The organism is Clostridium sp. UBA5712 (assembly GCF_002419845.1).
GTDB classification, from domain to species: Bacteria; Bacillota; Clostridia; order Clostridiales; family Clostridiaceae; genus Clostridium_J; species Clostridium_J sulfidigenes.
This window is the reverse complement of record NZ_DIGW01000011.1, coordinates 394,038-406,633: the sequence shown is the minus strand read 5'-3', so window position 1 is coordinate 406,633 and position 12,596 is coordinate 394,038. Positions and strand designations below refer to the sequence as shown.

Here is a 12,596-nt window from a genome sequence, read left to right as displayed (position 1 = left end):
TTAAATCATATTTTGAAACATTTGAAGTATATTTAATAATCCATAGCCCCATTGAGGATTAGGATATATATCGCCAAGACGTTGTACAGCGCCTCTTGCAATATAGGTTTTTATACTTTGAGAATACATGTAGGGATCATTAAGTCTAGTAAATCCCCATTCAAATAACATGGCACAAGCACCAGCAACAACAGCAGCAGCTACACAGGTACCATTAACTGTTGCAATTTCGTTGTTAGGAGCTACGGCTATAGCATTTACACCACCAGCTGCTATATCAACATAATTGAATTTAAGGTCGTTAAAACCTGCGCCGGAGTAGTTTAGAAGATAATTATTATTTTGATTATAAGCTGCAACAGAGATTACATAAGGGGAATTGCTTGGATTAGTAGATGTTCCAAAGGGATCAGCATGGCTAAAGTGAGTACCACCAACAGTTAAGCCTTCTTCCGGAATCCAAGCATTAAAGTTACCTTTTAATACAGTATTTGTAATCAATCTAAGTTTCCATATGCCTGATTGTATGTCATAAAATCTAATTCGAATTAATTCATGACCGGTAATATCTTCAGGTAAATAGTAATTAACCTTAACGGAAGTCTTTTCGAATATATAATCATAATATTCTGTACTATTAATTACGGCCCCAATAACACCAGTGCTTTCACCAGAGGGAGATATAATTTCTACTGACATGATGTTAGGTGAATCTACCCAAATATCCATCCATAAACTATTTTGCTCTGGAGATACATCAACTTCTACTATATGAAGTTCTCCAGGTTCAGATAATATTCCAGAAGCATGGCATCCTTTATCTCTTTGATTCCCAGTTGGAACAACAACTACAAGTCCACTATTTTGGCTTAAAGACTCTATATACTGCTCTAAGATTCCAGTTCCATAATGGTTACCTAAATTTGTACCAAGAGGAAAAAGGATGACCATTGGTTTAGATGAAGTTAAAGAATATCTATATAAAAATTCTAGGGCTGCAAAAATAGTAGTTATATTATAAAGGGGAACTTTAACATTAAATTGTGATTTATAGGAAAAATCTTCGATTAGTTTTACAATTACAAAATCGCAATTTGGGACTACACCCTTTAACTGAGGATTTTTACCAGTGGCTCCAATTATCCCAGCCATATTTGTACCATGACCAATTTCATCTATGGTTGGTACTATATCATAGGGGGATTTGCCTTCTCTAGCTGCTTGTATAGCAGATTGAATATCATCTTTTTCATATACAGTACCGTATGGAATAAAGTAATCTAAAGTTTTGCCATTAGAAGGTATTGTTTGATCCCAAATACATTCTATTCTAGTTTCTCCATTATCCCTCATAAATTCTTCGCTTAAGTAATCTATACCTGTATCAAGAATTGCTATATTTACACCACTGCCATTTAAAGTTAAAGGTAGGTCTAGCTGTAAGAAACCTACTTGAGAGGCCTCTGTAGGGGTAATCTGTTGAAGGGTATACATTTCAACTGGTTTTACATATACAATGGATGGATATTCAGGGTCACCAACAGATATTTCTACGTTTTTAGGCAGAGATATGATTGCATATCTGTCATTAATTATAGTTAAATAGTGACTCGGCTCTTGAGTGATATCTTGTTGAATATTTCCTTGATACTGAACAATATAATGATCGTAATTTATATCATAAAAAATGTTATCAGGAACATCTAAATGTCGCTTCATATAAAATCACCTACAATACATTTTGGAATTCTTATAAACACATTATTAGTAGTATATACAATATAATCATCATTTTTATTACATTCATCGCAAGTGTTTGTTCTGTTAAGAGATATATCTGTAGAATAGGATCTACTTATAAAGTTAAAAACACCTAATAGGTCTAAATATCCATATCCTAATTCCTGATTAGGAAAACGGTAATAACTGCTCCTAGCAGCACCATGCATTAGATAACTTCTAATTTTTTGAGAATACATAGTTTGATCATTGCCATTAATAATTCCCCATTCTAATAATATTGCACAGGCTCCTGCAACTATAGCAGTTGCAGCAGAACTACCAGACATGGTGGTAGTGCCACCAGTAACTTTGGTTGTTAAAATATTTGTGCCTAAAGTAGCTATATCAGGATTGATTAGGTTGTTGGTATTAAAACCTCTTCCAGAAGTGGAAATTAAAGCATTATCTTCACCGTAATAAGAAACAGTAACAACATTAACAGCTGTGGATGGTTCAGTTAGTGTATTTAATGGGTTAGGTTGAAGAAATTCGGTACCGCCAGGTAAAGTATTATGGGGTTGTAGCCAAATATCATATCGACCATCAATTAAATATTCTCCTATTAGTCTAAAAGTCCATATGCCAGGTTTTATGTCATAAAATTCTACATGGATAACTTCATGGCCAGTAAAATGTTCAGGATTAAAATATAGAACTCTTGATCTAGTGTTTAAGAATACGAATTTAGTATTCTGTTCATTAACATCCTTGGATTTTAATAGGCTAGAGCTTTCACCAGTAGGAGATACTATGACCAAAGAAGCTCTGTTTGGCTTTTTAACCCATATGTTAAATGTGAAAAATTTCATTTCTTTTGTTATTCTAAGCTCTAGGGATGATGGGTCAGTTTTGTTTTTGATATAACCAGTAGCATGGGTTTGAGCAGCTCCTTCATTTCCAACGCCTGAGACTAAACATATTCCTCTAATAGTACCTATAGAGGATACATATCTGGAAATCAAGCTAGTTCCATCGTGGCTACTTTCTGTAGAACCTAAGCCTAAATATATTACCATGGGTCTTTTAAGTTCAATAGCAACATTTTTTAAATATTCGATTCCAGATACGATTTCACTGGCATTATATACTGGGGTATACTCTACACCATTTTCTAATAAGGCTTTTCTAAAATTAGTAGATTCAAAGAGCTTTACAATTACAAAGTCACTGTCATTGGCTATACCTCTTACATCAGAGTTATTACCTCTGGCACCTATAATCCCTGCAACCTGTGTGCCATGCCCAATAGTATCTTTAGATGGCACAATGGTATAAGGATCTTCATTGTTTCTATAAGCTTTAATTGCTGCATTAATTTGTTCATTAGAATAAGTAGTACCCATATAGGTGCTAGAACTATTGTTTGAGATAGTTTGATCCCATAGGCTAACTATTCTTGAGGTATCATCTTCTCTAATAAATTCATTATTAAGATAATCTATACCAGTATCTACAATACCTATTAGAACTCCTCTGCCAGTTAAATTCAAATAAGGATTTATTAATATGGAATTTATATTACCCACAGAAGGAGGGGAAGTAGATTTTGAAGTTTCACCTAATACAAACATTTTTCTAAAGTCGAAAAAAATAATTTGGGGAACTTCTTTTAACAATCTATTCATTTCTAAATGGGACACTGCTACTACAGCTAGATTATCTGTAATTACATCACCACAAGCATAGGGTATTTTATCTATCTGTTCTTTAAACTCATCTTTATTTTTATATTGAACAAGAAAGTTAGATACACTTTCATCGTAATATAAACTACAATCTCTTGAATTAATCATAGATACTCCTGATAATAATACTTTATAATATTATTATATTTCAGTTTAAATATTTCATGATATTATTTGCTAAAATAAGTTTATAATATAAAAAAACCTCTTGATTAATCAAGAGGTTTTTTACTGGTGCCGGTGACCGGGGTCGAACCGGTACGGTGTTGCCACCACGGGATTTTGAGTCCCGCACGTCTGCCAATTCCATCACACCGGCTAGTACATTTAGTATTTTACCACAATATCCTAAGGATTACAATAGTATTTTTATCTTAGATAAGGATAGTGTAGAAGTTAATACTTAAGTATTGAAAAATAGGTACTTGATTAATATAATAAAACTGTAAGTAATTAAATCAGAGGGGAGACATGATAATGAAGAGGATCTTGGAAAATATAATTGAAGATTGTAGAAAATGGACAAGTAAAGGTGAAGTGGCTTCATATATACCAGAACTAGCAAAAGCTAATCCTGAAGCTTTAGGTATTTGGGTTACCAATTTAGGTGGTGAAGAATATTTTGCAGGTGATTGGGATATTAAATTCACAATACAAAGTATGTCTAAAGTAATAACCCTAATGTTAGCAATCTTAGATAATGGTACAGAATACGTTTTCACTAAAGTGGGGATGGAGCCTACAGATTCAGGGTTTAATTCCATAACTAACTTGGAAACTCACGAACAAAAACAACCATTAAATCCTATGATAAACGCAGGAGCTATTGCAACAGTGTCTTTAATTAATGGAGAAACAGCTGATGAAAAAATAAATAGAATACTTAATTTTACTAGAAAAATAACTGGAAATGATGAGATAGGTATAAATTACAATGTGTATGAGAGTGAAAAGAAAACAGGAAATAGAAACAGAGCATTAGCTTATTACATGAAGGGTAATGGTATAATAGAAGGGGATGTAGAGGAAATTTTAGATGTCTACTTTAAAGCTTGTTCTATGGAGATAACTTGTAAAGATATAGCTAGGATAGGAGCTATGCTTGCCAATGATGGAGTTCTTATAAATAATGAAAGAGTTATATCTAGAGAGGCATGCAGAATAGTTAAAACCATAATGGTTACTTGTGGCATGTATGATGCATCTGGTAAGTTTGCTGTACATATAGGAATTCCAGCAAAGAGTGGAGTAGGTGGTGGAATAATGGCTGCAGTACCTAGGAGGATGGGAATTGGAGTTGTAGGTCCTGCTCTTGATGCTCAGGGAAATAGCATAGGTGGAATTAAAATTCTAGAAAAATTATCCCATGAATTAGATTTAAGCATATTTTAGAAGTTGAAAAACAATGTAAGGATAAAAATATATCTATTGCAGAAATGACTTGTGTTGGTTCACTTTTAATTATTGAATTAGCCTTAAATATGATGAAGATATCAAGATTTAAAGTTAAGAATTATTTACCAGCAATTTTTTGATTAGTTATTATTTATTTGTTTATATAAATATTCAGTTGTATTTAGAAATATATTTTTGCATTTAATAAACCTTCTAAGATANNTATCTTAGAAGGTTTATTAAATTATATTTTATTAAATAAAATATATATTATAATTATAATGAAGATGAATGAAAACTTATATTTAAAAATTACAAGTTTTATTGTTAATACCATGAAGTAATGATATAATCATTTATCAAAAGAATCCTGTTTATTTACTTGACTTTAGGCTCAAAAAAGTAAAGAATAATATAGGGGATAATAAGAAAAAATGAAGGAATTCAATAAAAGTGATTAAATAATTTGAATGGATGTGATTAAAATTAATAGAGAAAGCTTAGCTGTTTTAGATGGAAATAGCTTACTATATAGAGCATTTTATGCTATACCAGAACTTACAACAAAAGAAGGCGTTTATACTAATGGAGTATATGGGTTTTTAAATATGCTTCTTAAAATTAAAGAAGATATAAATCCAGATTATATTGTAGCTGCCTTTGATAAATCTTCTAATACATTTAGACATAAGGAATATGAAGATTATAAAGCAGGAAGGAAGAAAACACCTCCAGAGCTTTCTATGCAATTTCCTATAATAAGAGAAATATTATCCAAGATGGGAATAAGCGTATTTGAGATAGAGGGATATGAAGCAGATGATTTAATAGGTACTATATCTGTTTTAGCAGAAGATGAAGGTATGGAAGTTTATGTGGTAACAGGAGATAAAGATGCTCTTCAACTAGCCACAGATAACGTTAATATAGTTATAAATAAAAAAGGAATTACAGAAAAAGAGATATATAATAAAGAAAGATTTATTGAAGATTTTGGGGTGACACCTACTCAATATATAGATGTGAAGGGCCTAATGGGAGATAAATCAGATAATATTCCAGGAGTTCCAGGGATAGGGGAAAAGACTGCATTTAAGTTAATTAAGGAATATGGTAGCATAGAAGATGTTTTGATGAATATATCTAATATCAGTGGTAAAAAACTTAAAGAGTCTCTTCAAGAGTATAGTGAACAAGCAATTTTTAGTAAGAAGTTAGCTACAATTATTACTAAAGTTCCTGTAGAAATATCTATGGAACAGTTAAAAACTAAAGGAAACTTTAATAATAGTGAAGTTAGAGATATGTGTCTAAAATTACAATTTAAATCTCTTCTTAATAAATTTGAAAATCTTTCACAAGATAGTTCTGAAACTCCAGAAAATCAAAGATTAGAAGTTGTTGATTATAAAGTTATTAATGAAATTAAAGATTTGAATGATGTTATACCTAATATAAAAAATAGGGCTTTTGTAAAATTATATGTGGAGGATACAAGTAATTTTACCCAAATTATGGTGAAGACCATAGGCATATTGTCAGAAGGTCAGGTGTATCTACTTTATTGTGATAAATTGCTAGAAGAAGATAGAGAAGGCTTTATAAATGCAATGAAGATAATTTTTCATAATTCTAGCCTTGAAAAAATTACCCATGGTATTAAATATGGATATACTGCTTTTTTAAAGCTTGGTATTGATTTAGACCTAGTAAATTTTGATGTGGAAATAGCAGCTTACTTATTAGATTCATCAAAATCAGAGTATTCCATAAAAACACTTTACGAAGAAAGGTTAGGAAAGACATTTGACGGAGATGAAGACTCCCTTAAAGCTAATGAAATTGTAGCTCTTGAGAAAATATATACAATCTTAAAAGAGGAAATTAAAAAAGAAGATATGGAAGAACTAATGTTTAAAGTAGAGCAACCTCTTACTAAGGTTATATCATATATGGAATATGAAGGGTTTAATATCAATAGAAAAGAATTGGAAAATCTAGGAACTAAATTTAGTGGAGAGATTGATACTCTTACAAAAGAAGTATACCATTTGGCAGGGGAAGAATTTAATATAAATTCTCCTAAGCAACTTGGGAAAATATTATTTGAAAAACTAGACCTACCAGTAATAAAGAAAACTAAAACAGGTTACTCCACCAATGCGGAAGTATTGGATGCGTTAAAGGATAAACATGAGATAATAAATAAAATTTTATATTTTAGACAAATTACAAAACTATACTCTACCTATATAGAGGGACTTAAAAATGTAATAGATGAAGATGGAAGGATACATTCCAACTTTACTCAAACTGTAACTACTACTGGCAGATTATCTAGTACAGAACCTAATCTTCAGAATATACCAATCAAAAATGAGAATGGAAGATCAATAAGAAAGGTTTTCATACCACACAATAAAGATTCAGTAATTTTGTCAGCGGATTATTCACAAATTGAACTTAGAGTTCTTGCACATATTTCTGAAGATGAAAATATGATAAAAGCTTTTAGAAATAGTTTAGATATCCATACTTCTACAGCATCAGAAGTATTCAATGTGCCAATTGAAAATGTAACTAAGATAATGAGAAGTAATGCAAAGGCTGTTAACTTTGGAATTGTTTACGGAATAGGTGATTTCAGCTTGGCTCAAGATTTAGGGATAACACGAGGAGAGGCTAAAAAGTATATTGATACATACCTTGAGAGATATGGGAATGTACAAAAGTATATGGATAGAGTAATTGAAGAAGCAGAAGAAAATTCTTATGTAACAACACTTCTTCATAGAAAAAGATATATTCCAGAAGTAAAATCTTCTAATAAAATTGTAAAAGCTTTAGGAAAAAGATTAGCTATGAATGCACCTATTCAAGGTAGTGCAGCAGATATTATAAAGATTGCCATGGTGAATGTTGCTAATGAGCTTAAATTAAAACAACTTAGGAGTAGATTAATTTTACAAGTTCATGATGAACTTATACTTAATGTATATAAGGATGAACTTGACTTAGTAAAGGATATAGTTAAGAAGGAAATGGAGAATGTACTGGATCTTAAAGTTCCCCTAGATGTAGATATTTCTATAGGAGACACTTGGTATGAAGCAAAATAATATATTAAGAGTAGGTTTAACAGGGGGCATTGGATGTGGAAAAAGTACCATAAGTATGATTTTTAGGGAAAATAATATTCCTGTTATTGATGCAGATAAAATTTCTAGAAAAGTACTTGTGAATCATCCTAATATTTTATTAGAAATAAGAAGAGCTTTTGGTGATGAATATTTTGATGAAAATGGTGAGTTTCTAAGGCGTAAAATGGGAAATCTAATATTTTCTGATAAAAATAAAAAAGCTCAATATGAAAATATAATAATGCCTCATATTTTTCATGATATATTTAGTGAAATAAATAAATATAGTGATATAGGAGAAGAAATGTGCATAGTAGATGCACCTACATTAATAGAAAGTAAACTTCATACTTATATGGATAAGATAATAGTTGTTATTGCCAGTGAAGAAATACAGTTAGAGAGAGTTATGAAACGAGATAATTTTTCAATGGAAGAAGCAACTATAAGAATAAATAATCAAATGAGTACAAAAGAAAAATGTAAGTTTGCAGACTTTATCATTGATAATAGTGGAAATCTGCAAGAAACTAGGATTAAAGTGATGAAAGTAATAAGCAAGCTTAAATAGATTAGGGGGAAAAATGACTTATAAATCTAATAAAAGGACCAGGAAGAATATATTGATAATAGTTATAGCTGTAATTATTATTGTTAATTTTAAAGTTATATTAAAAAGCTTTTTTCCGTTAGAGTATGAAAAAAGTATTATTGAATATAGTGAGATGTACAATGTAGATCCGAATTTAGTAGCAGCGGTAATTAATACAGAAAGTAAATTTGTAGTAGATGCAACTTCATCAAAGGGAGCAATAGGATTAATGCAGATAATGCCAGATACGGGAAAGTGGATTGCAGAAAAACTAGAAATAAGTAATTTTAATGAAGAAATAATAGCAGATCCTGAGATTAATATAAGAATGGGAACTTGGTATTTAAAAAAATTGAGTGAGGATTTTAACGGGGACTATATTCTTGTATTAGCGGCTTACAATGGTGGTCCTGGAAATGTTACTAAGTGGCTTGAGGATGAGAAATATTCTAGCGATGGAGAAAACCTTCATAAGATTCCATTTAAGGAAACTAAAAGTTATGTTCAAAAGGTTAAATTTAATCATAGAATATATAAATATCTATACAATTTAGGTCAAAAGGCAGAGTAAAACATATATTGCAATAATTATAGTAGTAAACCCAATTTAGTTTATTATAAATTAAATTGGGTTTATTTAATAAATTGCTTTAAACTAAGTTGATTTTAGTTGTTGAATCTAGTAATAGATGATGGTATAATAATTGAGTAAAATTATATTATTATGCAGATGTGGTGGAACGGCAGACACGCTATCTTGAGGGGGTAGTGAGAGAATTTTCGTGCGGGTTCAAATCCCGCCATCTGCACCAAAAAAAACAATGGGAAGGAGCCTAATGCTTTTCATTGTTTTTTATTTATTTTTAATATTTTATAAGATTATATGATAATTTAAATCTTATCTATTTAAATATCAAATAGTATCATTACATATTCAAATATACAAGGTTGTTCGAAATTGTTGAAAAATTCACAAAATAAACTTACAATGAATATAAGGTAGTAAACTGTAACATCATGGGGAGGATATTATGGATAATTTACTAGAGATAGTTAAGAGTATCAACGGAGTTATTTGGAACTATGTATTGATTTTTTTACTATGTGGAACAGGGATTTATTTTACATTTAAATTAAAGTTTGTTCAAGTTGTAAAATTTGGTGAAAGCGTTAAACTTGTTTTTGGTAAAATAAAATTTGGCAAAAAAGCAGGAGCAGATGGAATGTCTTCATTTCAAGCTTTAGCTACTTCAATCGCTGCGCAAGTAGGTACAGGAAATTTAGCCGGAGCTGCTACAGCTATTGCAATGGGTGGACCTGGAGCAATTTTTTGGATGTGGGTTAGTGCATTCTTCGGAATGGGAACTATATTCGCAGAAGCAACTTTAGCTCAGCAATACAAGACTGTAGTAAATGGACAAGTTACTGGTGGTCCAGCTTATTACATTAAAAATGGATTAAAGAATAAAAAAATAGCAAAGGTACTATCTGTGTTTTTTGCAATAACTATTATACTTGCTCTTGGTTTTATTGGAAATATGGTACAAGCAAACTCCATAGGAAGTGCTTTTAAAGAATCCTTTGGTGTTGATGCTAGAATAGTAGGTGTGGTAGTCGCTGTATTAGCTGGTGTTATTTTTATAGGTGGTGTTTCTCGTATAGCATCCTTTACAGAAAAAATTGTTCCAGTAATGGCACTATTATATATTATAGGTAGTTTATTTATAATAGTAATGAACTATGCAAATATATTACCTGCTTTAAAAATGATTGTAGTTGGAGCATTTAATCCTCAAGCTATAGCTGGTGGAGTTGTAGGAGTAACTGTTAAACAAGCAGTTAGATATGGTGTTGCTAGGGGATTATTTTCAAATGAAGCAGGAATGGGGTCAACTCCACATGCTCATGCAGTAGCAAAGGTTAATCATCCGTCAGAGCAAGGATTAGTTGCCATGATGGGAGTATTTATAGATACTTTCATTATATTAACTTTAACAGCTTTTGTAATATTGACTACTGGAGCATTAGATAGTGGAGAGACTGGAATTATATTAACTCAAAAGGCGTTTGCTGCAGGGATGGGTGGAGAATTTGGAGGAATATTTATATCAGTAGCATTATTCTTCTTTGCCTTCTCTACAATTATTGGATGGTATTTCTTTGGGGAAGCTAATATAAAATTCTTATTTGGTGATAAAGGAATAACCCCTTATAGAATATTAGTAATGATATTTATATTCTTAGGTGCTGGTATGAAAGTTGATTTAGTTTGGGAGCTTGCAGATACTTTTAATGGATTAATGGTATTCCCTAACTTACTTGCCCTTTTAGCGTTATCTGCAGGGGTTAAAAAGTGTTTAGATGATTACAATGAAAAGAAAAGCAAAAACTTACTATAATTAATAATTAGTATTATAATTATAATACTAGATTACTATATCAAATATGCAGATTATTACCTTAATGACTTTTAATAGAGATAATAGCCTTCCAGAGTTAAAGATTTTATTCTGGAAGGCTTTATGTTATATTTAATATATTATAGAATGAATTTTAGTTTTAAATGATATGATAAGTATTTATTGAAGGATGATGTAAATGGAAAGAGAATATAATATCTCATTATTTGATTTAGAAGAAACAAAAGAAAAAAAAAATAATATAGATTTAAATAGTAATGAACCTTTAGCACAAAGACTTAAACCTAGTAATTTAGATGAATTTGTAGGGCAGGACCATATATTAGCCAAGGATAAACTATTATATAGAAGCATTAAAGGTGATAGAATTACATCTTTAATATTTTATGGACCTCCTGGAGTTGGAAAAACAAGTCTAGCAAAAATTATTGCTAAAACTACAAAGTGTAACTATGTTGAGTTAAATGCAGTAACTTCTGGAATTAAAGATATAAAGAATGTAATAGATGAAGCAACGAGAGAAATTTCTATGAGTGGAAAGAAAACTATACTTTTCATAGACGAAATACATAGGTTTAATAAAACCCAACAAGATAGTTTATTACCTCATGTAGAAAAGGGAATAGTAACCTTAGTTGGTGCTACAACAGAAAACCCCTTTTTCGAAGTTAATAAAGCACTTTTATCTAGATCAATGATTTTTAAATTAGAGCTATTATCAAAAGAAAATATAGTATCATTATTAAATAGAGCACTTAAAGACAGAAAGTTGGGCTATGGAAGTATTAATATAAAGTTATATAAAGAAGCAGAAGAATTTATATGTGATAATGCTGTCGGTGATGGAAGAAGAGCATTAAATGCTTTAGAATTGGCTGTTTTAACTACTAATAAAAGAGAAGATGGTATAATACATATAACTCTAGATGTAGTAGAAGAGTGTATGCAAAAAAAACAAGTTACCTATGATAAAAGTGGAGATTATCATTATGATATAATATCTGCCTTTATAAAGAGTATTAGAGGAAGTGATCCTGATGCTTCAGTGCATTATCTTGCTCGAATGCTGTCAGGTGGTGAAGATCCTGAATTCATAGCTAGAAGACTTGTAATATCAGCATCAGAAGATATAGGCAATGCAGATCCATATGCGCTTTTAATAGCTAATGCGGCTCTAAATGCAGTGAAGTTTATAGGAATGCCAGAAGCTAGAATACCTCTAGCTCAGGCAACTATATATTTAGCTGGAGCACCTAAAAGTAATGCATCTTATAATGCTATTAATTTAGCTCTTGAAGACATAGAGAAGGAAGAGGTAGGTAGAGTTCCTTTACATCTGCGAGGTAATAATTATAGCGGATCTAATATTTTAAATGAAGGATCAAGATATAAGTATCCTCATGATTATGAAAATCATTATGTTAGACAGCAATATATGCCTAAGGAGTTACTTAAGAAAAAATATTATACTCCAACATCAATGGGGTATGAAAAACGTATAAAGGATAGATTAGATACCTTAAAAAAATAAAATCTAAAACATAAATAATTTTTTGTATTATGCACATCTTATAAATAGGTA

9 protein-coding genes and 2 tRNA genes are annotated in these 12,596 nt (G+C 30.8%); 8 read left to right on the top strand and 3 right to left on the bottom strand.

The genetic code is table 11. The features are described from left to right. The 3 genes from B3B03_RS08170 to B3B03_RS08160 form a co-directional block, all read right to left on the bottom strand. Entirely contained in the window at positions 1-1,719 is a 1,719-nt protein-coding gene (locus tag B3B03_RS08170) for a S8 family peptidase (protein WP_346846527.1), read from the bottom strand. Then, on the bottom strand, positions 1,716-3,575 hold the full coding sequence (locus tag B3B03_RS08165; RefSeq protein ID WP_346846528.1) for a S8 family peptidase: 1,860 nt from the start codon (positions 3,573-3,575) through the stop codon (positions 1,716-1,718). Before B3B03_RS08165 ends, B3B03_RS08170 begins: the two co-directional genes overlap by 4 nt. A gap of 124 nt (positions 3,576-3,699) precedes the next feature. Further along, a tRNA-Leu gene (locus B3B03_RS08160) sits at positions 3,700-3,786 on the bottom strand. Between the two features lie 158 nt (positions 3,787-3,944). On the opposite strand from B3B03_RS08160, the gene glsA reads away from it, so the two are divergent. The 8 genes from glsA (at position 3,945) to B3B03_RS08120 (ending at position 12,545) form a co-directional block, all read left to right on the top strand. Next, on the top strand, positions 3,945-4,859 hold the full coding sequence (gene glsA, locus B3B03_RS08155; RefSeq protein ID WP_346846529.1) for a glutaminase A: 915 nt from the start codon (positions 3,945-3,947) through the stop codon (positions 4,857-4,859). 44 nt (positions 4,860-4,903) lie between these two features. Beyond that, on the top strand, positions 4,904-5,002 hold the full coding sequence (locus B3B03_RS08150; RefSeq protein WP_346846530.1) for a DUF554 family protein: 99 nt from the start codon (positions 4,904-4,906) through the stop codon (positions 5,000-5,002). Between the two features lie 345 nt (positions 5,003-5,347). Continuing rightward, positions 5,348-7,981: a DNA polymerase I gene (gene polA, locus B3B03_RS08145; protein WP_346846899.1), complete on the top strand. Its 2,634-nt coding sequence runs from the start codon at positions 5,348-5,350 to the stop codon at positions 7,979-7,981. Then, complete coding sequence (gene coaE, locus B3B03_RS08140; protein ID WP_346846531.1) at positions 7,968-8,573, top strand: dephospho-CoA kinase; 606 nt, start codon at positions 7,968-7,970, stop codon at positions 8,571-8,573. The genes polA and coaE overlap by 14 nt, the downstream gene beginning before the upstream one ends. A 13-nt stretch (positions 8,574-8,586) precedes the next feature. Next, the gene (locus tag B3B03_RS08135; RefSeq protein WP_346876966.1) at positions 8,587-9,165 is read left to right on the top strand and encodes a lytic transglycosylase domain-containing protein; all 579 of its coding nucleotides are present in this window, start codon (positions 8,587-8,589) and stop codon (positions 9,163-9,165) included. A 155-nt stretch (positions 9,166-9,320) separates the two neighbouring features. Continuing rightward, positions 9,321-9,406 (top strand) — tRNA-Leu (locus tag B3B03_RS08130). A 219-nt stretch (positions 9,407-9,625) separates the two neighbouring features. Continuing rightward, positions 9,626-10,993, top strand: coding sequence for a sodium:alanine symporter family protein (locus tag B3B03_RS08125; protein ID WP_346876965.1), 1,368 nt, complete (start codon positions 9,626-9,628; stop codon positions 10,991-10,993). Positions 10,994-11,192: 199 nt separating this feature from the next. Further along, positions 11,193-12,545, top strand: coding sequence for a replication-associated recombination protein A (locus tag B3B03_RS08120; protein WP_346876964.1), 1,353 nt, complete (start codon positions 11,193-11,195; stop codon positions 12,543-12,545). The last annotated feature ends 51 nt before the right edge of the window (positions 12,546-12,596 follow it).